The sequence below is a fragment of the Lysinibacillus sphaericus genome (assembly GCF_005217585.1).
GTDB classification, from domain to species: Bacteria; Bacillota; Bacilli; order Bacillales_A; family Planococcaceae; genus Lysinibacillus; species Lysinibacillus sphaericus.
Window position 1 is genome coordinate 1,898,036 of record NZ_SZPT01000002.1, and the last position, 26,994, is coordinate 1,925,029.

The 26,994-nt window shown below is 38.3% G+C and carries 23 protein-coding genes; 1 reads left to right on the forward strand and 22 read right to left on the reverse strand.

Going from position 1 to position 26,994, the window contains the following annotated elements; genetic code table 11:
- Positions 1-12 precede the first annotated feature (12 nt).
- The 19 genes from FC748_RS14530 to FC748_RS14620 all read right to left on the reverse strand — a co-directional run bounded on the left by FC748_RS14530 (position 13) and on the right by FC748_RS14620 (position 19,376).
- Positions 13-2,166, reverse strand: a complete 2,154-nt coding sequence (locus FC748_RS14530; protein ID WP_108030609.1) for an EAL domain-containing protein — start codon at positions 2,164-2,166, stop codon at positions 13-15.
- Positions 2,167-2,450: 284 nt separating this feature from the next.
- A complete protein-coding gene (gene glyA / locus FC748_RS14535) occupies positions 2,451-3,692 on the reverse strand; it encodes a serine hydroxymethyltransferase (RefSeq protein WP_024362896.1) in 1,242 nt (413 codons plus the stop codon).
- Positions 3,693-3,754: 62 nt separating this feature from the next.
- Positions 3,755-4,297, reverse strand: a complete 543-nt coding sequence (locus FC748_RS14540; protein ID WP_108030610.1) for a TIGR01440 family protein — start codon at positions 4,295-4,297, stop codon at positions 3,755-3,757.
- Positions 4,298-4,423: 126 nt separating this feature from the next.
- Complete coding sequence (rpiB, locus tag FC748_RS14545) at positions 4,424-4,861, reverse strand: ribose 5-phosphate isomerase B (RefSeq protein WP_024362894.1); 438 nt, start codon at positions 4,859-4,861, stop codon at positions 4,424-4,426.
- A 356-nt stretch (positions 4,862-5,217) separates the two neighbouring features.
- Entirely contained in the window at positions 5,218-6,501 is a 1,284-nt protein-coding gene (locus tag FC748_RS14550; RefSeq protein WP_108030611.1) for a methyl-accepting chemotaxis protein, read from the reverse strand.
- An 8-nt stretch (positions 6,502-6,509) separates the two neighbouring features.
- Positions 6,510-6,950, reverse strand: a complete 441-nt coding sequence (locus FC748_RS14555) for a low molecular weight protein arginine phosphatase (RefSeq protein WP_108030612.1) — start codon at positions 6,948-6,950, stop codon at positions 6,510-6,512.
- Between the two features lie 18 nt (positions 6,951-6,968).
- On the reverse strand, positions 6,969-7,466 hold the full coding sequence (locus FC748_RS14560) for a manganese efflux pump MntP (protein ID WP_024362891.1): 498 nt from the start codon (positions 7,464-7,466) through the stop codon (positions 6,969-6,971).
- Between the two features lie 229 nt (positions 7,467-7,695).
- Positions 7,696-8,730: an L-threonylcarbamoyladenylate synthase gene (locus FC748_RS14565; RefSeq protein ID WP_024362890.1), complete on the reverse strand. Its 1,035-nt coding sequence runs from the start codon at positions 8,728-8,730 to the stop codon at positions 7,696-7,698.
- Between the two features lie 100 nt (positions 8,731-8,830).
- Entirely contained in the window at positions 8,831-9,421 is a 591-nt protein-coding gene (locus FC748_RS14570) for a stage II sporulation protein R (protein ID WP_108030613.1), read from the reverse strand.
- A gap of 44 nt (positions 9,422-9,465) precedes the next feature.
- Positions 9,466-10,326, reverse strand: coding sequence for a peptide chain release factor N(5)-glutamine methyltransferase (gene prmC / locus FC748_RS14575; protein WP_108030614.1), 861 nt, complete (start codon positions 10,324-10,326; stop codon positions 9,466-9,468).
- Complete coding sequence (gene prfA / locus FC748_RS14580) at positions 10,313-11,389, reverse strand: peptide chain release factor 1 (RefSeq protein WP_024362887.1); 1,077 nt, start codon at positions 11,387-11,389, stop codon at positions 10,313-10,315. Before prfA ends, prmC begins: the two co-directional genes overlap by 14 nt.
- 266 nt (positions 11,390-11,655) lie before the next feature.
- Positions 11,656-12,228 carry a thymidine kinase gene (locus FC748_RS14585; RefSeq protein ID WP_108030615.1) on the reverse strand — a complete coding sequence of 191 codons (573 nt, stop codon included), beginning with the start codon at positions 12,226-12,228 and terminating at the stop codon, positions 11,656-11,658.
- 247 nt (positions 12,229-12,475) lie between these two features.
- The gene (gene rpmE / locus FC748_RS14590) at positions 12,476-12,679 is read right to left on the reverse strand and encodes a 50S ribosomal protein L31 (RefSeq protein WP_004269457.1); all 204 of its coding nucleotides are present in this window, start codon (positions 12,677-12,679) and stop codon (positions 12,476-12,478) included.
- Between the two features lie 480 nt (positions 12,680-13,159).
- Complete coding sequence (gene rho / locus FC748_RS14595) at positions 13,160-14,443, reverse strand: transcription termination factor Rho (protein WP_024362885.1); 1,284 nt, start codon at positions 14,441-14,443, stop codon at positions 13,160-13,162.
- 147 nt (positions 14,444-14,590) lie between these two features.
- On the reverse strand, positions 14,591-15,547 hold the full coding sequence (gene glpX, locus FC748_RS14600) for a class II fructose-bisphosphatase (RefSeq protein WP_024362884.1): 957 nt from the start codon (positions 15,545-15,547) through the stop codon (positions 14,591-14,593).
- A gap of 96 nt (positions 15,548-15,643) precedes the next feature.
- Positions 15,644-16,930, reverse strand: coding sequence for a UDP-N-acetylglucosamine 1-carboxyvinyltransferase (locus FC748_RS14605; RefSeq protein ID WP_024362883.1), 1,287 nt, complete (start codon positions 16,928-16,930; stop codon positions 15,644-15,646).
- 60 nt (positions 16,931-16,990) lie between these two features.
- A complete protein-coding gene (gene fsa / locus FC748_RS14610; RefSeq protein WP_024362882.1) occupies positions 16,991-17,641 on the reverse strand; it encodes a fructose-6-phosphate aldolase in 651 nt (216 codons plus the stop codon).
- A 151-nt stretch (positions 17,642-17,792) separates the two neighbouring features.
- The gene (locus tag FC748_RS14615) at positions 17,793-18,647 is read right to left on the reverse strand and encodes a class II fructose-bisphosphate aldolase (RefSeq protein WP_024362881.1); all 855 of its coding nucleotides are present in this window, start codon (positions 18,645-18,647) and stop codon (positions 17,793-17,795) included.
- Positions 18,648-19,016: 369 nt separating this feature from the next.
- Entirely contained in the window at positions 19,017-19,376 is a 360-nt protein-coding gene (locus tag FC748_RS14620; RefSeq protein WP_024362880.1) for a response regulator, read from the reverse strand.
- Between the two features lie 156 nt (positions 19,377-19,532).
- Here FC748_RS14620 and FC748_RS14625 point away from each other — a divergent pair, with 156 nt between their 5' ends.
- Positions 19,533-20,060, forward strand: coding sequence for a DUF2529 family protein (locus tag FC748_RS14625; protein ID WP_108030616.1), 528 nt, complete (start codon positions 19,533-19,535; stop codon positions 20,058-20,060).
- Between the two features lie 365 nt (positions 20,061-20,425).
- On the opposite strand, the gene FC748_RS14630 is transcribed toward FC748_RS14625, so the two are convergent.
- From FC748_RS14630 to icmF, 3 genes are all read right to left on the reverse strand, one after another.
- Positions 20,426-22,018 carry a CTP synthase gene (locus FC748_RS14630; RefSeq protein WP_024362878.1) on the reverse strand — a complete coding sequence of 531 codons (1,593 nt, stop codon included), beginning with the start codon at positions 22,016-22,018 and terminating at the stop codon, positions 20,426-20,428.
- Between the two features lie 719 nt (positions 22,019-22,737).
- Positions 22,738-23,265 (reverse strand): DNA-directed RNA polymerase subunit delta, encoded by a 528-nt coding sequence (gene rpoE, locus FC748_RS14635; protein WP_024362877.1) that lies wholly within the window; start codon positions 23,263-23,265, stop codon positions 22,738-22,740.
- Positions 23,266-23,728: 463 nt separating this feature from the next.
- The gene (icmF, locus tag FC748_RS14640) at positions 23,729-26,977 is read right to left on the reverse strand and encodes a fused isobutyryl-CoA mutase/GTPase IcmF (RefSeq protein WP_024362876.1); all 3,249 of its coding nucleotides are present in this window, start codon (positions 26,975-26,977) and stop codon (positions 23,729-23,731) included.
- Between the last annotated feature and the right edge of the window lie 17 nt (positions 26,978-26,994).

The following is a 26,994-nucleotide window of genomic DNA, read 5'->3' on the forward strand; positions in this document are numbered from 1 at the left end:
TATACAAGCTAATTATACATCAAGTATCGTATCAAGTTGTGCAATTGACATTGGTTTATAATAGAAGTAACCTTGTCCGACTGTACAACCTAGCGCTCGTAAAATCTCAACCTGTTCCTCATTTTCTATTCCTTCCGCAACAGATGTCATGCCTAAATTTAAAGCTAGCTGAATGATGGAACGTACAATGGCTAATGTTGCCGCATCTTTTATGTCATTAATAAAACTGCGATCAATCTTTAACTCTGTGAACGGTAATCGTTGCAAATAGCTCAGCGAGGAAAAGCCTGTCCCGAAATCATCCACCGATGTTTGAAAGCCATAGCTTTTTAATTCTTTGATAATGGTGAATGCAGTTTGGAAATCGACTAAACCGATATTTTCAGTTACCTCTAAAATAATATTGCTTGGATCAATTTTATATTTTTCAACGAGCTGGCGGATATCCCTTACAAAATGAAGATAGTAAAAATGATCTGGCGAAATATTGACTGCAACTTTCACCAGCTTCTTGCCTAATTGTTGCCGCTCTGCTAGCCATGCAAGTACTATCTCTAACACTTGACTATCAATCTCACGAACCTTACCTGCATTTTCTGCAACTGGTATAAACATAGCCGGCGATACAAAGCCGAGAATAGGTGAATGCCAACGAGCTAAAGCTTCAATACTTTGAATTTCACCCGTTCGTAAATCTACTTTCGGTTGTAGATTTACAGAAATTTCTTTATTTTTAAGTGCTTGTGATAAATGATTTAGAACAGTCATTTGTTGCTCTAGTAAATCGTTGCGTTCTTTTGTGAATATTTCCATATGTGTGCCTGGTTTGTTAGCTGCATAAGATAGTGCATTATCAGCAAATCGGATGGCATCAGCAATTTTTATTGCTTTATCAAAATAAGAAATTCCAGTTTTTAACGTAATATAAATGTGCTTACCGTTTATTATAAAGGGCTGGCGTGTTAATTCTTTGATGCGTTGTTCATAGTCACTGAATTCTTCTTTATGTGTAACTTGAGAAATAATAAGACTCGAACTTGTAAATCGAGCAATATATTCATTAATTTCGGTTTTATGTTCTTGGAGGCGTCGAGCAACTTGCCTTAATAACTCGTCGCCCGCTTCTCGACCGTATAATTCAACGACTTGATGGAATTCACTAGGTTGTATTATTTTGATAAAGCCAATATGCCCACGTTGTTCTTCCTGTTCAATCTTATTTAAAAAACTATGTCGATTCGGCAAACCCGTTGTAATATCCTTATAGGCTAAATCCCATATCTTTCTTTGTGTTTTTGCATACGTAAATGCTAATGCAACAAGTGCACCTATTTTTTCAAACAACTTATTAAACAATGTACTTTCGCTTGAATATTGCGAAAATATCATAAACAAGCCAATCGCTTGTTGCTTCTGATTACGAATAGGGACAAACCATCCAATTTGTTTATTTGTTGTATTGGCAAAACGTTTAAACTCTATTGGAATAGCAATATCTTCTAAGTTATTTGTAATTATCGTCGATCCCTGTTGCATCACCTGTCTATAAAAGTCGTTCATCTCACAAAATTGTGGTACATGGTCACGCATCCTATTAGAAGTAAACACTTGAAGTTGATTGGATTCTGTTTTAATAAGTATTGTACTAAAGACAAATGGAATAAAAAATTCATCTATGCCGCTACAAATAGTGTCCATTTTTTTGTAAAATGGCTCGTCTTTTTCTATCGCTTCGTAGATGGCTCTCTCTAATTGCATTATAAAATCTTCTGTATGATAATACGTTATATCCTTTACAAGTACTAACACAAATAAAGTTTCATTATTATGACTTTGAAAAGGAAGGGTCTGCATCTCGGCCCAAAATGGCGGCTTTTCAAAGCGATGGTGATGCAACTTTGCTGTCACCATTGCTCCACTATGTATTTTCTCTGTTATCATTTCAACTGTTGTCGTTTGTAACTGATTTGAAAGCATCTCAAAATAATCTTTTTTGAGAATCTCTGTATGACTTGCATTTATTAGCATGCAAAAAGATTCATTGCATTCTAGTATACAATTTGTTTTAGCATCTAAAATAACGTAGCTTTCTTTTGATTGTTCACCTAAGTTACGAATTGTCGTTAATAATATACTATTGTGTATATCCATAGATTTAGTAACCATCCAACCCCTCCCGTCTCTATCCACCAACTATAACTTCATTATATATTGTACATAAAAATTCAATAAATTGTCACTTTTATAAAAAAATATTATCCTTTTCAGGACATTAGTTGTCCTTAGTGAATACAATATACCCTTTTATTATATATTTATGTAAAAAAACCCATAAATAAGATGATTTTATTTTTTGGGTAGCAAAAAAGTGATTATTGCAGATATATAAACAAAAAGGCCGTGGCTAAAGTGAACTTTACACTTTAGTCACAGCCTTTTCGCAATAATGATTATGCGTATAATGGATGTTTGTCAGTTAAAGCTTTTACGCGCTCTTTTGCTTCAGCTTTCACCGCTTCATCTTCAGGGTTTTTAAGTACAGCTGCAATAATAGCGCCGACTTCTTTCATATCTTCTTCTTTAAAGCCACGAGATGTTACAGCAGGTGTACCAATACGGATACCAGAAGTAACAAATGGAGATTCTGTATCGTAAGGGATTGTGTTTTTGTTTGTTGTAATACCTACTTCATCTAGTGCATGCTCTGCTACTTTACCAGTTAAGCCAAGAGATTTTACGTTTAATAGTAATAAGTGATTATCTGTGCCACCCGAAACGATTTCTACACCTTCAGCGATTAGCACGTCTGCTAAAGCGCGTGCATTTGCTTTAATTTGTTTGGCATATTCTTTGAACTCAGGTTGTAAAGCTTCGCCAAATGCTACTGCTTTTGCAGCGATTACGTGCATAAGTGGTCCGCCTTGGATACCTGGGAATACAGATTTATTTAATTTTTGCTCCCATTCTTTAGATGCAAGAATTAAACCACCACGTGGGCCACGTAATGTTTTATGTGTAGTCGATGTAACAAAATCAGCGTAAGGAATTGGTGATTGGTGCTCTCCAGCAGCTACAAGACCTGCGATGTGTGCCATATCAACCATAAAGTAAGCTCCTACTTCATCGGCAATTTCACGGAATTTAGCGAAATCAATTTCGCGTGGATATGCAGATGCACCCGCTACAATTAGTTTTGGTTTATGTGCTAATGCTTTTTGACGAACATCTTCGTAGTCAATTACATGTGTATCTTCTGTTACACCGTATTCAACGAAATTGTAAAGCACGCCTGAGAAGTTTACAGGAGATCCATGTGTTAAGTGACCGCCATGAGATAGGTTCATCCCTAGCACTGTATCGCCTGGTTCTAAAATTGTATGGTATACAGCCATATTCGCTTGTGCACCAGAGTGTGGTTGTACGTTAGCATATTCTGCACCGAAGATTTCTTTCACACGGTCACGTGCAATATCTTCAACTACGTCTACGTGCTCACAGCCACCATAGTAACGTTTTCCCGGATAACCTTCAGCATATTTGTTAGTAAGAACTGAACCTTGTGCTTCCATTACTGCTTCAGATACAAAGTTTTCAGATGCAATTAACTCGATATTCGCTTGTTGACGTTTTTTCTCTGCTAAAATCCCATCTAATACTGCTTTGTCTTGTACTGCTAATTTTTCGTATGCCATGTTTGAAAAAGCCTCCTAAGTATTATCGTTATTTACCTGTACCTCTGACAACAGAAGTAGTGTTATTTATATACAGCACGTTCGCCACCAATTAGCTTTGGACGTGTTGTTGCTACTGTGACAATTGCTTCCCCTACTGTTCGTATGGATGTACGAACTGGAACAGCTACTTCCTTTAAATGCATACCAATTAGCGTTTGTCCTATGTCAATACCTGCATGTGCACGTATCGCCTCTACAACAACTGGGTTTTCCAATTTTGTATACGCATAAGCTGACATTGACCCGCCTGCAGTACGAACAGGTATGACTGCTACTGGTTCATAGCCAAACTGTTCTGCAACTGAAGCTTCCATCGTAATTGCACGATTGATATGCTCACAGCCTTGGAATGCTAGATATAGCTGATGTTTCTTTGCAAATGCTTGCAACGGCTCGAAAATCGCTTGTGCTGTTTCCAACGCACCCGCTGTGCCAATTTTCTGACCAATCACTTCAGACGTAGAGCAGCCTACGACAAAAATAGTCTTTGGTCGCAACACTACTTGCTCTTCGAAATCACTGAGTAACTGAGTCAATTGCGTTTGTATTTGTTGCACAACCATTAAGCTCAGCCCCTTTTATTGATGTCTTTTCCTTACGCTAAGCCGTACAATGGCATAGGGCAAAGTGACAGCATATGCTGCCACTGCCTATTTGCTATTGTGACCACGACTGAAAAAGCGTATTGTTTATTGTTCTAATTCAGCGATTTTTTCTACGCGGCGTGTATGGCGACCGCCTTCAAAATCTGTTTCAAGCCATGTTTTAGCGATTTCACGTGCAAGGCCAGGACCAATGACGCGCTCACCCATTGCTAAAATATTTGAATCATTATGGCAACGAGTTGCCTTTGCACTAAATACATCGTGTACTAAAGCACAACGAATACCTTTTACTTTGTTCGCAGCGATGGACATGCCAATCCCTGTTCCACAAATTAAAATGCCTTTATCAAATTCCCCGCTAGCAACACCTTCAGAAACTGGCTTTGCATAATCAGGATAGTCTACTGAATCCGCAGATTGTGGACCAAAATCTTCGTAGCTAATATTTAGCTCATCTAACAGTTGCATAATCTCACGACGTAAATTATTGCCTCCGTGATCAGAAGAAATTGCTATTCTCACTGGGTTCCCTCATTTCGAAATATAGTCAACATTAGTTTACCACTTCTCTCCCTAGAATAACATGATTTTTGTTGCATTTTTATGCTGATTTCTCCTAAAAGACGAACGTTTCTTGTAAGTTGATTAAAAAACGTTCATTTTTAGGTCTTTTTTTTGTGGATAATGTGAATATCCTGTTAATAAATTCGGATAATGGTCTTTTGTTCTAATATTCCCTCTTCTGAAGTTTGTCTGTTTTTTCTATTACGGTGGACAAACTATTTTGATATCTTTTCCAAAAGACCCCATTATCGTCCATGCCAGATAAAATAAAAAACTGTGGGCATGCTTTTTAAGCTTGTCCACAGTCTAATTTTCTATGCTTGTCTATCAAATTGTTGAATCATTTTATGAAGCGCTTCAGATTGCTTTTTTAAATCTTGCGCAAGTTGTTCAACCTGCTCGATTGCATAAGCTTGTTCTTCTGTTGCACTGCTAACTTCCTGAGCACCTGCTGATGTTTCTTGTGCAATTGCTGCTACTTCTTGTGATTGTCGAGCAGTTGTTTCGATATTGTGCATTTGTTTTTCTATTAATGAAGAAATCTCGACAATTGCGTCTGCCATTTCATGCACACTAGAGGACATTCCTTCAACAGCTGTCGTTGTCTCTGATACGCGTGCTGCTTCTTTTGTTGCAAATGCTACCTGTTGATTCATTTGCTTCACGACAATCTCGACATTTTGTTGCATGGATTGGATTAGAGATGTAATGCCCTGTACTGCTTTTGCACTTTCATCCGCTAAGCCACGAACTTCTTCTGCTACAACCGCAAAGCCTTTTCCGTGTTCTCCTGCACGAGCAGCTTCAATGGATGCATTTAACGCTAGTAAATTAGTTTGTGCAGCAATATCCCCTACTAAACTAATAATCCGTTCAACTTGTCCCGCATTGTCTTCCAATGTACGAATACTTTCCAACGCTTCGTTGTTGCCTGCTGCAATTTGTTGAATGCTGTTGACTAACGTTTCAATCGCTTTTGTTGTATTAGTTAAATTATGTAAAATCTCTTTCGATTGTGTTGCAGACTGTTCAGCTCTCGTATTGACTTCAGTTGCTAATGCTCGCACATCTTCAATTGCTTCTGCCGTATCTTGTACCGCTGTAGCTGACGCTTCGGCGCCTTCGGAAATATGTCTCACTGTCACCGCAATACCGTCTGCTTTCTTTGTAGCAACAGCGGTTTCATCGGAAAGCTTAATAATAGATTGATTTGTTTGTTGGAAGTTTTGATCGATGCTTTCTACCATATGTCGTAAATTTAACACCATTTGTTGGAATGCTATAGCGACTGAACGAATCTCATCATTTGTTTTCGGCATCACTACATCCTGTCCAATTTTACCTTCTGCAACACGTGTAGCAGAATATTCAAGCTGCTGTAATGGCTTGATTAAAATAACACTGAAAATTGCAGCTAAAATACCTGACCAAGTAATCCCTAATAAATAAGTAATCACTTCAAATAGCTTACGATTGGTTTCCGGGAAAACAGTAGGTTGTATAAATTCAATGAAGATAAAGCTTATACTATATGTGATTAGTGCAAGTATACTTACAAATAATACTAGTTTAAGTCGTAAGCCAAACTGTTTTTTCATAGTGCCCCTCAATTCTTCTCAAGTATTTTTACTAATCGTTCAACTAGTTCCTGTAATTCTGCAAAGGTTTCCTCATAAATTACTTTACTTCCACCGTAAGGATCTACAACATTTTCATAGCTTCCTTCACTCGTATATTCCTTCAATGTAAAAACTTTTTCTTCCGTATGTGGATAGTTAGCAATGATGGTATCTTTATGTGCTGTGGTCATCGTTAAAACGAGATCGGCCCACTCCACTTCTGCTATGGATAGTTGTGTAGCTAAATGCTGATGAGCTATATTCGCCTCATGTAAAACTTGCTGTGCATGTGCAGACATTTCGGCGTTCGGCATTGCATAAATTCCAGCTGAACGAACATTAACATCGGCGAGTTGTTTCTGTTTTAAAATGGCCTCTGCCATCGGACTGCGACAAGTATTCCCAGTACATACAAATAATATATTCACACTTATCACCTTCCTTATTTATTTTTTAATTGCAAGGATACTCATAATGATAAAAATAATGCCTGCAATTATTTGAATTTTATTTCCAAAAAAAACCTGACTTCTGCGTGCTAAAACTAAAGACCCATAAGAACAAATAAAAGCACTCAATCCAGCACTAATTATAAAAATTGTTTTTTCTAAGTTAAGCATACCAAAAGAAACACTCACTGAAAAGGTATCTAGGCTAGCAGTCACAGCTAATAAAACGGGTGAAATGGTTATTTTCTCATTTTTGTGAGAAGACAACAGTAAATGGAGGCCAATACTAAATAATAAAATACTAGAAATCCATTGTCCCCATTCTAACAAAAAACGCACTAAGTAGCTTCCTAATTCAAAGCCGAGCAGTGGAAAAAGCATATGTAACGTGGCTGTCCACACTGCCAAAAACAAGCGATATCTAACATTTGGAATTAATACAAATAACCCGATGACATCTACAGACGTTAAAATACCTGCAAGAATCCCCTGCAAGAATGCACTCCTTCGCTTTCTAATATTTTATCATTTTATGCTCGAAAATACAGTATTATCAATAATGTCCATATCAAAAAAAGCATCAAGAACGAACTTCCTTGATGCTTTCATATTACGGGTAAACTTGTGGATATCTCTGGTAAATTCTTGCTTGTCGCGATGAAAACTCGGCGCATCGCCACGAAATTCTCACCAATCGCCAGTAGAGTCTCGATGCATTCCAATGTTAACGTGTATACCATTTACCGCCCGCGGCTTTTTCGAGTCTGTTCATAATGGCGGCACCTACACCTTCAGTGGATGTTGTCGTCGCTAATATAATGGTAGCTTCTGTTTTATCGCAAGCACGTAACGCATGGTATAAAGACGCACCCATCTCTTCTTTGCTACCTGCTTCACCGATTGAAAAATAAAAATCCGTTTTAATATGCTCAAAGCTAGCAGGTGCTAGAAGTGCTACTTTATGTTGCTGTGCTTGAAGTTGCTGTATTGCTTGTTGCACTTTTTGGTCATCACAGTCGATTAAGTAGACAGGTGCATTGGGCGCATAATGCGTGTACTTCATACCTGGCGCTTTCGGTGTTTCTTCCATTGTCTGTTCTATTTTGGACGGTTGAATAACTGGGCCGATTACAGACTCTAACATTTCCTTTGTAATGCCACCTGGACGTAATATAACGGGTGGTTCATGCGTAACATCAAGGACAGTTGATTCAAAGCCAATGCCTGTTGGACCACCATCTAAAATATACGGTATGTACCCTTCTAAATCGTCTTTTACATGTATCGCTTCTGTTGGGCTTGGTTTCCCGCTTCGATTCGCACTTGGTGCAGCTAGCGGTTTTTGTATTTGCTGTAGTAATGCTAACGCAACGGGATGATCAGGCATACGAATGCCCACTGTTTTTAAGCCAGCTGTCACACTTTCTGCTAGCGCATTTGGTTTTACTGGCATCACCAGTGTAAGAGGCCCTGGCCAAAATACATCCATACATTTTTTTGCAAGTTCAGAAATATGTTCTATATAAAGGTGAACTTCCTCTTTCGTTCCTATATGGACTATAAGCGGGTTATCGGATGGTCGACCTTTTGCCTTAAAAATCTTTTTGACTGCTTCATCATTTGTAGCCACTGCCCCTAAACCGTAAACCGTTTCTGTTGGAAATGCCACAACTTCTCCTGCATTTAAGATATCCACAGCTTGTGCATAAGTTATTTGACTATTCACATTACTGTCCACAATCTTGCAAACGGTTTCCATATGAAAAACCTTCTTTCAATCGTTGTTTTTTTCTGAATTATCCACATTTTGTTTATAACTTATCCATAATTGTGTATAAGTTATCTGAATTTGTGCACAATTACTCAAAAATTCCTTTAATCCATTCCCAAATAAAAAATGTCACTTGTTCTTTTTCTTCTTTCTTTTCTTCCTTTTTTTCCTCTTGTTCAGGTTCACAAATAGATGGGAAAATGCTGCACCACCAGTTATCGCCACGCGCATCACCAATTTTCACGACAATTGAATGATACATATTTTGTGGGTAAAACATTGCTTCCTGTCTTTTCGGTGGAAATAAGTTATCCCCAAGTACAACTTGTGTATGCAATTGTGGATAATTTTCTTTTATTTGTGCTTCAATATTCTTTTTTAATGTCGCAATGCTGTCATTATCCACATCTGTAGTAGCACCTACTTCTAATAAATAAGGCTTTAAGTCTTTGACAAGTTGCTCTTTTTCTAGTTGATCATTCGTTGTATTGCTATTTGCTATAACTCTTATACGAAAATCATTTTCTTGTTGATGATTCATAGCTTGCTGTGCAGAACCTATTAATGATGGAATATATAAAATACATAGTTGTAAAGCTATCGCAATGATTACTAGTCTAGCAAAGGCTAGTATACTATTTTGTTTTGGAAATCTAACAATCTTGTATTCGTTTAACATAAAAATCCCTCCTTGCTCAACATTGTGGTCAAGAAGGATAATCTTTATACATGAATTTCACAAAAAACCATACGAGGTTTCCCATTAATATCTTTTTCCACGGTAACACTAGCCTGTGGAAAACTTTCTTTAAAAAATTTCGCTACTTGCTCTCCCTGTGTATAACCAATTTCCAGTCCAATTAAAGCTGGCTTGTTCATTAGGGCCGGAAGCTGTTGTGCTAGTTTACGATATAACACAAGTCCGTCCTCTTCTGCAAAAAGAGCGCTATGCGGTTCATGCTCCAACACAATGCTAGACATCTCCTTCGCTTCTTCAAAGGCGATATATGGAGGGTTCGATAACACAATATCAAACTTTTCCCCAACTAAAGGTGCTGTTAAATCGCCTAGACGGAAATCAATATCCGCAGCTAGTAATTGTGCATTTTTTTGGGCAGTAGCTAATGCCGCAACAGATACATCTGTTGCTACAACTGTTAATTCTGGACATTCTAGCTTCATAGAAATGGCAATAGCACCGCTACCTGTTCCTATATCTGCTAGCTTTAGCGTTCTGTTTTCAAATAATTGGCCAATTCGATTGGTTGTTGCCAGCACTAATTCTTCGGTTTCAGGTCTCGGAATAAGCACCGACTCATCTACTATAAATGTACGTCCGTAAAATTCTTCGCTACCAATACAATACTGCACAGGTCGGCCACTTGCATGCTCTTCAATCAATTTTTCAAACCGTTCACTTTGCTCAAAGGTTAAGGTGTCTTGTAAGTGTAACATCACAGCCGAATACGTTGTGCCGAGTACATGCTGCATGACAATACGAGCAGCAGTCTCTTCGCGTCCATTATCCACTAAAAAAGAAGAAGCCCAATCAAGGGCCTCCATTACATTTTTATAGGTCATCATTAAGTCGCTCTAACTTCGATGCTTGCTCTTCTAAGATTAGCGCATCAATAATTTCGTCTAGTCTACCCTCAACGATTTGATCTAGCTTTTGAATTGTTAAGCCAATGCGATGATCTGTGACACGGTTTTGTGGATAATTGTATGTGCGGATACGCTCTGAACGGTCTCCCGAACCTACTGCTGACTTACGTGTTGCATCAATTTCTTTTTGTGCTTCTTGTAAATACATATCTGCTACACGTGCACGAAGAATTTTCATCGCTTTTTCACGGTTTTTAATTTGTGAACGTTCATCCTGCATGGATACAACAACACCTGTTGGTAAATGGGTCATACGAACAGCTGACATCGTTGTATTTACCGATTGCCCACCTGCGCCTGAAGATGCAAATGTATCGACACGGATATCTTTTTCGTGAATTTCAACATCTACTTCTTCTACTTCCGGTAAGCAAGCCACTGTCGCTGTTGATGTATGAATACGTCCTTGTGATTCAGTTGCTGGTACACGTTGTACACGGTGTGCACCATTTTCAAATTTAAATTTAGAATAAGCGCCTTGCCCGTTAATCATAAAGATTACTTCTTTGTAGCCGCCCATTGGGTTTGGTGTTGCTTCCATAATATCAATTTTCCAGCCTTGTGTTTCAGCATAGCGAGAATACATACGGAATAAGTCACCTGCGAAAATATTTGCCTCATCACCGCCGGCTGCACCACGAATCTCCATAATAACGTTTTTATTGTCATTCGGATCTTTCGGAATTAATAAAACACGAAGACGTTCTTCCAACTCTTCTTGCTGTTCTTTTAATGAGTTGAATTCTTCTTTTACCATCTCGTGCATATCCGGATCTTTTTCATTCTCTAACATTTCTCGTGTATCAACTAGTTGATCTTTAACACTTTTATATTCACGATAAGCATCCACTGTCTCTTGAATATCCGATTGTTCCTTTGAATATTCACGTAATTTTTTACTGTCGTTTACAATATCAGGATCACTTAAAAGCTCATTTAGCCTTTCATAACGATCCTCTACTGCTTGTAGTCTATCAAACATGGGCTTCACCTCTATTTAGTTCATTTATCTATATTCAAGTAGAAGTTCGCCTCTCTTTAAAGTGAATGAGACGAACACTATTTTCCTCTATTTGTTAATTATTCCGGCTACGAATTATATTAGGCGTAATTATATGCATGGAATATTTCCCTTACTTAGTATAAGGAAAATTCCGCGTGTATGCTACAATTATTCGGTGGATTGCTTAAAATCATGATAGCCATACGATGAAATTAACAATAGTCCACTTCCATGTTAACACAACTTTAAAGCGGTGGATGTGCGTGGCACTTTCGACAAACAGGATAGTAAGAATCGTTACCTCCGATTTTTATTTGATCGCCTGTATACACAGGTTGACCATTATCATCGACACGTAAATTCATCGTTGCTTTTTTATGGCAGAACCAGCAAATCGTTTTCATTTCTTCAATTTTATCTGCATATGTAAGCATATACTGACTACCCTCAAATAATTCATTTTGGAAATCATTCTTTAGGCCAAAGCCCATCACAGGAATATCTAGTTCATCCACAATATTCGCTAATTGTAGCACATGTGCCTTTTTTAAAAATTGCACTTCATCTACAAGCACGCAGTATGGCTTTACTTCATTATTTTTTACAAGTTCAAAAATATTTGTATCCTCATAAATTGGAATAGCCTCTTGTCTTAAGCCTACTCGACTTGAAACAAATCCAACCTCATCACGTGTATCAAGACCTGACGTAAAGATCATGACAGGCTTTTGCTGTTCTTCATAGTTATGGGCAACTTTTAAGATTTCTATTGATTTGCCACTATTCATCGCGCCATGTTTATAGTATAGCTGTGCCATTGTATTTTCTCCCTCCCTGTTGTCATTGGATTTTGAAAGGAATTATTTAAGCAATTAGCTTTAAGCCCGAACGATTATAGCTGTGGGTTGGCTTAAAATTTCAAAATCCGCTCTACTGCTGTTATATATTAAACGTCCGCAACGTTGCGAAAGAAACCTATACTCTAAGACGCAATGATTGCTTGCACTTTTTAAATACTGAAAAAAATACCTGCCAAGCACATGCTTGGCAGGTATTAAACTAACATTAGTTTTTAAGACCGTATTTTTTGTTGAAACGATCCACGCGACCATCAGCAGACGCGAATTTTTGACGGCCAGTATAGAATGGGTGACATTCGTTGCAGAACTCGACAACGATGTTTTCTTTTACTGAACCAGTTTTGAAAGTGTTACCACAAGAGCAAGTTACTGTTGCTTCTTTGTAGTCTGGATGAATTCCTTGTTTCATATTCGTTTTCTCCTCTCGCCCTGAACCATCTGGAACAGAGTAATTCGAACTGTACCTTACATAGCCCGAATATGTCGGCTACATATGTACACGTTGCATACTTTTGAAGTATAACATAGTTATTTTATTGTTTTCAAGCAAAAAATATTGAAAACTATTTTCATGTCATTACCCACGAACTTCGCAAAATAGCTTGGCACTATTTAACGCTAAAAGCCATCTGCAAATGCACCCGCAATTAATCTTACTTTACTAGAATGCAATAAAATCTAATGTTCTGTGCTCTTTTAAAAGCTCTACTTCAAGTTGTATTCACTTTGTAGCTAAAAGAAATACGTTCTTCTTAAACACTTATTGATAATGATTATCATTTTAGCTATACTTTTATTGAAGCCGTAAAAAACACCAGTAACGACAATTCGTTACTGGTGTTTCTGAGTGTAGATAAATTGTTTGAGAATTGTTTGAGTGACTGGCACCTTAAAGTAGGCCTTTACCTTTAGTGGCTTTTTTCATATCTTCATTTAGCTTTTCGAAAAATTCTTCGTTTGATTTTGTTGTGCGTAGCTTTTTCAAGAAACGCTCTGCAAAATCTGGCGCATCTGAAAATGTTTTTCGGATTGCCCATAGTTTTTCAAGTTGTTCTGGCTCAAGAAGCAATTCTTCCTTACGTGTACCTGAACGACGAATATCAAGCGCAGGGAAAATACGACGCTCTGCTAATTGACGATCTAAGTGCAACTCTAAGTTACCCGTCCCTTTAAACTCTTCATAAATAACTTCGTCCATACGTGAACCTGTATCTACTAAAGCTGTAGCTAAAATTGTTAAGCTACCACCTTCTTCAATATTACGAGCAGAACCGAAGAATCGTTTTGGTCTATGGAAGGCCGCAGGATCGATACCACCTGACAGCGTACGACCACTTGGCGGAATAACTAAGTTATATGCACGAGCAAGACGTGTAATGGAGTCCATTAAAATAATCACATCACGTTTATGCTCTACTAAGCGGCGTGCACGTTCTAACACAATTTCTGCTACCTTCACATGATTTTCCGGAACTTCATCGAAAGTAGAACTTACGACATCCGCATTTACAGAACGCTCAATATCCGTTACTTCCTCAGGACGTTCATCGATAAGTAATACGATTAACTCTGCCTCTGGATGGTTAGTTGTAATAGCGTTAGCAATTTCTTTTAATAATGATGTTTTACCAGCCTTAGGTGGCGCAACAATTAATCCACGTTGACCAAATCCTACTGGTGCTACTAAATCCATAATTCGAGTCGATAGATTGCGCTGTGTAGTTTCAAGCTTGATTTGGCGATCAGGATATAACGGCGTCAATGCTGGGAAGTGAACACGTTCTTTTGCTACTTCAGGATCTTCTCCATTTACAGCATCCACCTGTAGTAATCCATAGTAACGTTCATTTTCTTTAGGGGGACGCACTTTACCAGACACTTTATCCCCATTACGAAGATCAAAACGACGTATTTGAGAAGCAGAAATATAAATATCCTCTTTACTTGGTGAGTAATTAATTGGTCGAAGGAAGCCAAAGCCCTCTTGCGATACAATCTCAAGTACCCCTTCCATAAAGAAATAACCCTCTTGCTCTGAACGCGTTTTCAAAATAGCAAAAATTAATTCCTTTTTCGTTAGTTTGCTATAATACGAAATTTTGTATTGGCGTGCGAGGGCGTAAAGCTCCTTTAACGTCATGTTTTCTAATTGAGCGATTGTCAATGTAGACATATGCACAACTCCAGTCTTTTTCAAAATATAATGCATGTATTGGGGTAAACATAGAAGTTTTAAAGTAAAACTATGGGATGGTTTAAATGAAGAAGAAGGTACCTAGTGCAAATAGTTGCACTAGGTATATTTTAGAAGAAAATATTATTAATAGCTAGGTTTTTTATCAAGAGCGTGACGACCTTCTACAAAACGGACAGTACCTGACTTCGCTCGCATAACGACTGAATGCGTTAAAGCATAAGCACCTTTGTACTGCACACCTTTTAATAGCTCACAATCTGTAACAGCGGTTGCTGCAAAAATTGCATCGTCACCTTTTACTAAATCATCTAAGTAAAGAACTTTATCTACATCTACGCCCATTTGTTTACAGCGTTCTAACTGTTCTTCATCTTCTGGCACTAATTTAGCCTGGAAGTCTCCGCCAAGGCATTTTAATGCAACAGCCGATATAACACCCTCAGGTGCACCGCCCATACCAAACATAATGTCGATGCCTGTTTCATCAAAGGCAGTGTTAATCGCTGCTCCCACATCACCATCTTGAATAAATTTAATACGAGCTCCCGCTTCACGAATCTCATCTACTATCGCTTGATGGCGTGGGCGATCTAATAGAGTAGCTACTACATCTGAAATATCTTTATTTTTTGCTTTTGCTACTTGTAATAAATTATAAGTAACAGAGGCGTTAATATCAACTTTTCCTGCCGCTTCTGGTCCTACAGCAATTTTCTCCATGTACATATCTGGTGCATTTAATAGATTACCTTTATCAGCAATTGCTAATACAGTCATAGCACCGTTTGTACCTTTTGCCACTATATTAGTACCTTCTAAAGGATCGACTGCTATATCTACTTTGGGACCGCCATTACGAAGACCAAGCTCCTCACCAATATAAAGCATTGGTGCTTCGTCCATTTCGCCTTCCCCAATTACTACTGTAGCATGCATTGGAATCGTATCGAACATTGAGCGCATTGCTGTCGTTGCTGCATCATCTGCCTCAATTTTCAAACCGCGACCCATCCATTTCCCGGATGCGATTGCTGCTGCCTCTGTTACTCGTACTACTTCCATCGATAAACTGCGTTCCATTGTTGTTTTGCCTCCCGTTATCGGCATGTTTTATTTTACCGAAACATTCAAATTACCTTTATTGTAACATAATTGGCTCAAAACTTTTACCTTACATTACTCCTTTGCCTCTGCAACGCTAACCATAATTGTTTCACGTCGAATATCTGCGCCTAAGTCACGTAATTTTTCAATAAGTGAGCTATAGCCACGTTCAATATGATAGATATCATGAATTTCAGTTTCACCTTCAGCTAATAAGCCAGCTAGAACTAATGCTGCACCTGCGCGAAGGTCTGTCGCAGTGACACTTGAGCCATGTAATTTACTTGGACCAGTAATTATCGCTGTATTTCCTTCTACACGTGCGTTGGCATTCATACGACGTAGTTCATCAATATGCTTAAAACGAGCCGTATAAATGGTATCTGTGATCTTTGAAGAGCCAAGAGCTTGCGTCATTAACACAGAAAGTGGTTGCTGAATATCCGTAGGGAATCCAGGATAAACTATCGTTTTGACGTCAACCGCTTGCAATGTAGATAGGTCTGTTTTAGGAACAAAAATACTTTCCTCGTCTATGTCAATCTTGACGCCCATTTCACGAAGCTTTGCTGTAATTGCCTCTAAATGCAATGGAATGACATTATCTATCGTAATGCCGTCGCCAACTGCTGCTGCCATTATCATAAATGTAGCGGCTTCAATACGGTCTGGAATAATTGTATGTTCCGTTCCATGCAGTTCCTCAACACCTTCAATGCGAATAACACTTGTACCCGCACCTTTAATATTGGCACCCATATTCGTCAGGAGTGTGGCTACGTCAATTATTTCAGGTTCTTTTGCGGCATTTTCAATAACCGTACGTCCCTTTGCACGTACCGCAGCAAGCATAATATTGATTGTTGCGCCAACACTTGCGACGTCTAAATAAATTTTAGCGCCGATTAATTCTTCAGCACGCAAATAAATCGCACCATGCTCGTTAGTAATTTTAGCGCCAAGGGCTTCAAACCCTTTAATGTGTTGATCGATTGGACGCGGCCCTAAGAAACAGCCACCCGGCAAACCGATGACAGCCTTTTTAAAGCGACCAAGCATGGCACCCATTAAATAATAAGAGGCGCGGAGTTTTTTTACATTACCATTTGGCAACGGTAGTGCAACCATATCGGATGGATCAATAATCATTTTGCCATCCTCAAATTGCACTTCTCCACCAATCTCTTCTAACAAGGCTTTTAAAGTCCAAGCATCTGAAATTTCGGGAATCCCTCCAATTGTCACTGGAGAGTTCGCCAAAATTGATGCTGGAATTAAGGCGACTGCACTATTTTTTGCACCACTAACTTTAATTGTACCCTTTAGACGATTTTCGCCTGTAATTTTATAAACATCCATTTCGCGTTCTCCCTCATGATTGGAAAGTAATTTTTGCATTTGACTCACTTTATAATCTTATTATTCACCTTTTCGCTTATTCCAATCCGCTAAAAATCCTTCAATTCCTTTTTCCGTTAATGGATGGTGGAAAAGTTGTTTTAACACTTTGAAAGGAGTTGTTGAAATATGTGCGCCAGCAAGAGCTGCTGCCGTTACATGTTGCGGGTGACGAATAGAAGCAGCAATAATTTGTGTTTCGATATTATGGATTGTGAAAATATCTGAAATTGTTTCGATAAGTTCAACACCATTTTGACCAATATCATCTAAACGGCCGATAAATGGTGATACATATGTAGCACCTGCACGCGCAGCCATTAATGCTTGGTTGGCACTGAAAATAAGTGTTACGTTTGTTTTAATGCCTTTGTTTGCAAAGAAGCGACACGCTTCTAAACCAGCGGGTGTCATTGGTAATTTCACTGTAATATTCGGTGCAATAGCCGCTAATTCTAGACCTTCTTTAATCATACCTTCAGCATCTAATGCAATAACTTCTCCACTTACTGAGCCATCAACTAGCTCGGCAATTTCACGTAGACGATCATGGAAAGATACGTTCTCCTCTTTTGCCACTAATGATGGGTTTGTTGTAACGCCTGATAAAATGCCCCATGCGTGTGCTTCTTTAATTTCATCAAAGTTTGCTGTATCAATAAAAAATTTCATAATATTTCCTCCCTAACCCTATTTATTTATATTATTAATTTTTTTCAAAAAAGTTATGATTTCAAAAACAAGAGAAGGTCGATTGCTAGCATCAACACTTCTCTTATTATGTGTATTCATCTATGCTTTTGTACCATATGTGAAGCAAAAATTATGCTTTTTGTGCACTACCAAATTCACGGATTTTACCGATAACTGTTGTTTTAATTGCTTCACGTGCTGGTGCTAGGAATTTACGTGGATCGTAAACAACTTTATCGTTGTCAAGGATTTCACGAATCACTTTAGTCGCAGCGATTTGATTTTCAGTATTCACATTAATTTTAGCGGTACCTAATGAAATGGAACGTTGAATATCTTTTGTTGGAATACCTGTACCACCATGTAATACTAAAGGAAGATCTGCTAATTTAGAGATTTCTTCCATTTCTTTGAAACCTAAGTTTGGTTCACCTTTGTATGGACCATGAACAGAGCCAAGCGCTGGTGCTAAGCAATCAATATCTGTTAATTCAACCATTTTACGGCACTCTTCTGGATCAGCGTACATAATACCACCAATTACGCCATCTTCGTCTCCGCCAACTGTTCCAAGCTCAGCTTCTACAGAAACGCCTTTCGCATGTGCATATTCAACTACTTTTGAAGTAATTGCAATATTTTCTTCGAAAGGATGATGTGATGCATCAATCATAACAGAAGTAAATCCTGCATCAATCGCTTCTTTACATTTTTCAAAGCTTGAACCATGGTCAAGGTGAATAGCTACTGGCACTGTCGTACCATAAGATTCCATTAAACCTTTTACCATGTGTACAACTGAAATAAATCCGCCCATATATTTACCTGCGCCCTCAGATACGCCAAGGATAACCGGTGATTTTTCTTCTTCTGCTGCTTGTAAAATTGCTTGCGTCCATTCAAGGTTGTTGATGTTGAATTGACCAACTGCATAACCTTCTGCCTTTGCTTTAATTAACATCTCTTTCATAGATACTAACGCCATACTAAAAATCCTCCTTTTAGGACTATTCTTTATACATAATTGTGCTATTCAATCATAGCAAAAATATAAGCCCCTGAAAAGAAATTTCAGGGGCTTATATTTTTGCCCCGATAGCGAAGTGCAACGTAGAGACAGGGGCACTTTTTTTCTATAAGCCACCGAAAGTGGAGAGTAACGTAGCGGAGACGTCGGCTTCTGCGGGAACGCACACAACGTAAGACGCGGGCATTCTGCGCGTTAGCGAGTGTTGCGGCTTACGTGTGTGCCCGCGGAAAGCGTCCGTTGTAGCACACATCAACAGCACTAGCATGCGCAACAAATAACACCTATGTATAAAAAAACAGGCGGTGTTTGCCACTGCCTGCTTAACTATGTTTTTAACGTTTTATTTACTTCGTCACGCACTTCAAAAATATCAAATGGCTTCGTAAAATATCGAATTGCCCCTAATTCCAACGCCTCCTGAACAACATCTAATTCACCGTATGCTGTCATCATAAAGACAGGTAATTCAGGCCATTTCTCTTTTAAACGCTTTAAAATTTCTATGCCATCCATGCCAGGAATCTTCATGTCTAGCAATACACAGTCTATCGATTCTTCCTCTGCATAACGTAGTGCCTCAGCGCCATTCGCTGCTAAATATGTAACGTAACCTTCTTTTTTTAATACTTCATTTAATAGCAAACGAATTCCCTGCTGATCATCAACAATTAGTAATCGTTTCACATTGCATTCCGCCCTTTTTGAATTATTATTCTTGCACAAAAAGATCTATATATGTAATATTCTCCTTTTACAGCTTAATACCTTCTAGTATTATAAATTATCTACTCTTTTGCTTTATGCTTCACACATCCATATAATATTGATTGAGGTGGAATCATGTCAAAAATTCTAACAACACAGTTGAGCGGATTATTACAAAGAATAACACAAAATGAAGAAGAAGCTATTGAAGAAACAGCACGATTACTTGCACAAGCTGCGATAGGCGAAGGCAATGTCTATTTTGCTTGCTTTGGTGAAATGCAAGTTGTCGAATTAAATGCACTTCAAGGTGTAGAGCGTTTTTCTAAGCTACTCCCTTGGAACGAGCATACAGTCGTTAGCGAAGCAGATCGCATCTGTATTTTTACACGCAGTGCTCATGATCAGGAAGCATTAGCCTTAGCACAAAAATTGAGTGCTCAATTTATACCATTTGCAGCAGTGGCGAGTGAAGTAGCAAATAACGAAAATCCATTAGCCGATTTAGCGTATACATATATCTCTACTCGTATGCGCGGTGGTTTAATGCCCAATGATTTAGGTGAGCGTATTGTTGTACCGCATGCAATAGCTGCACTGTTCATTTATGAAGCTGTAAAAGTAATTTATGATGAAATGCTTGGCTTGGATGAGGAACTATAATCGTTTCTTAATATGCACACAAAAAAGCTATAAACAAGAGGCTGGGACATAAGAGAAAAGGTGTTAGATTGATGGCAGTCAATCTAACACCTTTTTTGCTATATCGTTGTTGTCCGCTACGACGGTGCTTTCCGCTCAGCACCGTCAGCCGCACCCCTCTGCTTTCGCGCGTATGCCCGCGTCTTACATTATGTGCTGTTCTGAGCAGGAGTCACCGCCTTCGCTACCAACAACTATTGAACACTTCTAATTTTTTATTAATTGCAAAAGCAAGAATAGCTAAGGTCTCCATATAGCAAAAATTTATGAACACCTTTCCTCTGTTCCTTAAATTTTTTTAATTATGTCCCAGCCTCTTCTTACTATTATTTAAATGTTGCACCAATGAAATCACGGAATAATGGTTGTGGACGGTTTGGACGTGACACGAACTCTGGGTGGAATTGGCATGCTACAAAGAAATTGTTTTCTGGTAGTTCAATGATTTCCACTAATTTTCCATCCGGGCTTGTTCCTGAGAACACAAGACCTTCTGCTTCCATTGCTTCACGGTATTCATTGTTAAATTCATAACGATGACGGTGACGTTCATAGACAAGCTCTTTGCCATAAGCATCACTTGCTTTTGAGCCTTCTTTTAACTTACATGGATATAAACCTAAACGTAATGTTCCACCAATATCTACGCTATCGTTTTGATCTGGTAGGAAATCAATAATAGGATACTGTGTTTCTGCATCAAGCTCTGTAGAATGTGCTCCTTTTAAGCCTAGTACGTTACGAGCAAATTCAATTGTTGCTAATTGCATACCTAAGCAAATTCCTAAGAATGGTACATTATTCTCACGAGCATATTGCGTAGCTAAAATTTTGCCCTCAACCCCGCGATCACCAAAGCCACCAGGAACTAAAATAGCATCTGCACCTTTAAGTAACGATACAACATTATCAGCATCTACATGCTCTGCATTAATCCAATCAATATCAATATCAGAGTTAAACGCATAACCTGCATGTTTTAACGCTTCTACTACTGAAATATAAGCATCTTGTAGCTCAACATATTTCCCTACTAATGCCACTCTGCGTTTATTTGGTAAGCTCTTCACTTTTGCCACAAGGTCACGCCATTCTTCCATATCTGCCTCTGGCGCTTTAATGCCGAAATGATCAAGCACGATATCATCGAAATCTTGTGCATGGAGATTTAAAGGTACTTCATATAAGTGCTCTGCATCACGAGATTCAATAATTTCATGAGGTTGTACGTCACAGAACAATGCTAGTTTTTCTTTCATATCTTGTGGTACTTCTTGTTCTGTACGCACAACGATAATATTTGGTTGAATCCCTAAAGAACGTAATTCTTTAACAGAATGTTGCGTTGGTTTTGTTTTTAATTCACCAGCAGCTTTAATGTAAGGAATTAGTGTACAGTGTACATACATGACATTGTTATGACCTAAGTTTGTTTTCATTTGACGAATGGCTTCTAGGAATGGTAGTGATTCAATATCGCCTACAGTTCCCCCAACCTCTGTAATAACAACATCTGCGTTTGTTTCACGTCCAGCGCGTTGGATACGATCTTTAATTTCATTTGTAATATGAGGAATTACTTGGACTGTTCCACCGTTGTAATCACCACGACGTTCTTTTTGTAAAACAGATTGATAAACGCGACCAGATGTCACAGTTGAATGTTTTCCTAGGTTAATGTCAATGAAGCGTTCATAGTGACCTAAGTCTAAGTCAGCCTCTGCACCATCATCTGTTACAAATACCTCACCATGTTGATAAGGACTCATTGTACCTGGGTCGATATTGATATATGGGTCAAATTTTTGAATTGTAACTTCTAACCCACGGTTTTTTAATAAACGTCCTAGAGATGCTGCAACAATCCCTTTTCCAAGTGATGACACTACCCCACCTGTTACAAAAATATACTTTGTCATGAAAAATTCCTCCTTATGTTGTTCTAGATCTTGTTAGTAAAAAAAGTATATTGCGTCCATCCAATGTGTCACTTATGTTTACCGATTCGCCTAATTGCAGGAAGGTAATGTAAACGTTCAACACCGTTGTATGGACCTGAATAAGAAACATCTATGCTTTCCTATCCCTAAAATAAGAAAAGCCGAGAATGCCTACATAAGATGCAGTCAATTCGAAGCTGTAATCGTTTCTATCTCTTTTTTACTTTCCTTTTCTACATTGTCCTTCATCGTAAAGTGATTTTGCATTCCTCTCTTGTGAGCAATTTCATTATCCCTCCACTAGAAGCACTAACATATTCTCAGTCACCGATTTACTATACAGAAAGAATGTTCTGCAACATATAGCTTGCTATCCTTATCTATACGTATGGGAGTGCTTGACTGAATATTGATCAATTACTCTCTCGGCGTATGCGTCCAGATTTATTCAAACCTGCTAAAAAAGCGGATTTTAAAACTGTACCTTCTGCCAAGCCTTTAACTTAATTTAGCTTCCCAAAGTAAGTTAAAAACAAAAAAAACGCCCCTCCTGCATAGGTTTGCAGGGGGAGCGTATTATATACACGGTCTTTCTCCTTTTTTTAAGGAGCCCAAGTAAAAGATTAAACGTAACCGTGATAGAAGTCAAGAATTTTTACTACATGTAAAAAAGTAAGAAAATTCAAAGCAAGTTAGTCTTACACTTCTTCCTCTTCTTCTTCTTCAAATTCTTCATCATCTTCAATGAAATCTTCATCTATTTCTTCATCAATATCTTCTATATCTTCTTCATCAAAGTCGATATCTTCTTTTTCTTCATCGATTTCTTCTTCAACAAATTCTTCATAGTCTTCATCGAAGTCAATTTCTTCTTCGTCTAAATCTTCCTCTATATCATCTTCATCATCAAGAGCAGCTTTAGATTTTTTCTTATGTGTTTTCACAGAAGGAGCTGTTTCTTCTTCGATTTGTTCAACTTTAAACCATTCACGTAAGCCCCAACCAGTTTCTTGATTGAATAAGAAACGTCCATCAATGTTCATATCTGTGTAAAATTGTAGTAAGCGTGATTTTATTTCTTCATCGCTATAGCCAACAAGCTCTTTAATAATTGTAAGCAGGTCATTAAATGACACTGAAGCACGTTTTTCTGTTAAAATTGCATAAGCTAAGTTAATTAACGATTCTTCCGCTAATTGTTCCTTTGTCATTTCACGAAAATTCAATTCGTGCACTTCCTTCCTCTCATCACAATGGACGTTTTAAAATTAAATAGTGCTTTATTTTCGGAGCGCAGCTAAAAAAGACCGCACAAAAGTAACTTTCCATACCATAAGCATAATACCCATTATATACAATGTTTTAGTCTCTTTGCTACCTTCAATTACTGTTTTTTATATTACACATTTTTTTTATCCCTAGAAAAAACAAATATATCGATAATAAAAGTAAAGGAATAGCGCCAATTTGCTTATTATACAGGAAAATGACTCCTAATACTAAAGCTAAAACAATAATGTAGTGAATTATTGATTTCATCCTCCGCTGCGCCCCCCTCTTTTTTACATTTCTATTATAACGAAAATAAAAAGAAGTGCCTAATCGTATGACTAGACACTAAAAAATTAGCAGTTTTTCGGATAGACTAGCATTGCCGTTCCTCATTAAGCAAATTCACAGTCTTTTGTTTTACATATTGCGACGGAATTGTCCTCCGACTTCATATAAAGCCTTTGTAATTTGTCCTAGACTCGCTACTTTTACAGTTTCCATTAGCTCTTCGAAAATATTGCCATTGTTTACAGCTACCTCTTGTAAGCGGGCTATCGCTGCTTCTGTTGCCCCCTCATGCTGTTGCCAGAATAACTGTAAATTGCGAATTTGTGTTTCTTTTTCTTCTGATGACGCACGAGCAATTTCCATATTATCAATCGCATCATCTGTAGGCGGATTCGGGTTTAAGTATGTGTTAACACCGATGATTGGTAATTCACCTGAATGCTTTAACATTTCATAATGCATCGATTCTTCTTGAATTTTACCGCGTTGATATTGGGTTTCCATCGCACCCAGTACACCGCCACGATCATTAATACGATCAAACTCTTCTAACACAGCTTCCTCTACTAAATCCGTCAATTCCTCTACGATAAATGCACCTTGTAATGGATTTTCATTTTTCGCTAAGCCATGTTCTTTTGTAATAATCATTTGTATTGCCATTGCCCGTCTTACTGATTCCTCTGTTGGCGTAGTAATGGCTTCATCATATGCATTTGTATGCAAAGAGTTACAATTATCTTGCAATGCCATAAGTGCCTGTAATGTTGTTCGAATATCATTAAAATCTATTTCTTGAGCATGCAAACTTCGCCCAGAAGTTTGGATATGATATTTAAGCTTTTGTGCACGGTCATTTGCACCGTATTTATCACGCATGACAACTGCCCAAATACGACGTGCTACACGGCCAATTACTGTATACTCCGGATCTAAACCGTTTGAGAAGAAGAATGATAAATTTGGTGCGAAATCATCAATATTCATACCTCGGCTTAAATAATATTCAACATACGTAAAGCCGTTTGCAAGTGTAAATGCTAGCTGTGAAATTGGGTTCGCTCCTGCTTCTGCAATATGATAGCCCGAAATAGAGACAGAATAGTAGTTACGCACTTTTTTGTCGATAAAATATTGTTGAATATCGCCCATCATGCGAAGCGCAAATTCCGTAGAGAAAATACATGTATTTTGCCCTTGATCTTCTTTTAAAATATCAGCCTGTACTGTACCACGCACAACCTGCAATGTTTTCTCACGCGTCTCTGTAAATTCTTCAACTGTTAATGGTCTTCCTAGTTCTTTTTCTCGTAATTGAACTTGTTGTTCAATAGCTGTATTCATAAACATCGCCAAAATAATTGGCGCTGGTCCATTAATTGTCATAGATACAGAGGTTGAAGGTGCACAAAGGTCAAAGCCTGCATAGAGCTTTTTCATATCCTCAAGCGTACAAATAGAGACGCCTGATTCACCAACTTTACCGTAAATATCCGGACGGTAATCAGGATCCTCGCCATAGAGCGTTACCGAGTCAAACGCGGTTGATAAACGTTTCGCATCATCATCTTTCGATAAATAGTGGAAGCGTTTATTTGTACGTTCTGGCGTACCCTCGCCGGCAAATTGTCGTTTCGGATCCTCTCCTTCACGCTTGAACTGGAATACACCTGCTGTATAAGGGAATTCTCCTGGTACATTTTCACGATATACCCAACGTAAAATTTCACCGTAGTCCACAAACTTCGGCAGTACAACTTTCGGTATTTTTGTGCCTGAAAGACTCGTTGTCGTTAAAATTGTACGAATTTCCTTATCCCGCACTTTGGTTACAAACTCATCCCCAGCATAAGCTTGTTTCAATGCTTGCCAATTATCTAAAATACGCTTCGATTCTGCTGTTAATTCATCTCGTACACCTTCCGCTAAAGAAGTAAGTGATGCAACAAGGGCATCATCTGGCGCCTTTTCCATTACTGCTGCGATGGCACCTTCTAATTGGAATAAGCGACGAGCAAATGCAACCTGCTGCTCTGTTTTTTTATGATAGCCACGCACTGTATCAGTTATTTCACGAAGATAATAGCGACGATCATTCGGAATAATAACATCCTGCTTTTGCGTTTTGGCAAATTGTTCATAACCTGTTTCCCAATCGCTTCCTGTTTTTTGGTTAATAATCTGAACCAATGCAGCAAATAACGCATTCGTTCCTTTATCATTAAATTGACTGGCAATCGTGCCGTAAACAGGCATTTTATCGATTGGTTCATCCCAAAGCTCTCGAGAACGTTGGTATTGCTTCTGTACTTGACGTAGTGCATCTTCTGAGCCTTTTCGTTCAAATTTATTGATGGCAATGACATCAGCAAAATCAATCATATCGATTTTCTCAAGCTGTGTCGGTGCTCCAAATTCGCTCGTCATTACATACATGGATAAATCAGTGAATTTTGTAATTTCTGCATCGCCTTGACCAATACCACTCGTTTCAACGATGATTAAATCATAGCCTGCCACACGTACAACATCCAATACATCGCCAATAGAAGCCGAAAGCTCCGTACGAGAACCACGTGTTGCTAAACTTCGCATATAGACACGATTATTGAAAATAGCATTCATACGAATACGATCTCCAAGTAAAGCGCCACCTGTTTTTTGCTTTGTTGGATCCACCGATAAAATTGCTACACGCTTTTCTGGGAATTCTTTTAAAAAACGACGGATAAGCTCATCCGTTAAAGAGGATTTACCAGCACCACCTGTACCTGTAATCCCTAAAATCGGTGTTCCTTTTGAGCGCTTACGTGCTTCCTCTAGCATTCTTTTCGTTTCTTCATCGTTATTCGATTCAGCTGCGGTTATTAAATTTGCTAAAATTTCTGGTGTTTCAGTTGTTAAAGCATCTAGCTTTTCTAAATAGTCACCAGTTGCAGTTGGAAAATCTGTACCTTTAATTTGCTCATTAATCATACCTTGCAGCCCTAATACACGACCATCTTCTGGTGAGAAAATACCTGCAACGCCGTAAGCATGTAATTCTTTAATTTCACGAGGCAAGATCACACCGCCACCGCCGCCGTATATTTTAATATGCGGTGCACCTTTCTCACGCAGTAAATCATACATATATTTAAAGTATTCCATATGGCCGCCTTGATAAGAAGATACAGCAATGCCTTGTGCATCCTCTTGAATCGCAGCATTGACGACTTCTTCTACAGAGCGATTATGTCCCAAATGAATGACTTCCACACCGCTCGATTGTAAAATCCGTCGCATAATATTGACCGAAGCATCATGACCATCAAAAAGACTTGATGCTGTAACAAAACGTACGTGATTTTTTGGACGATACACTTCTACCTTTGTCATATGAAACCCCTACTTTC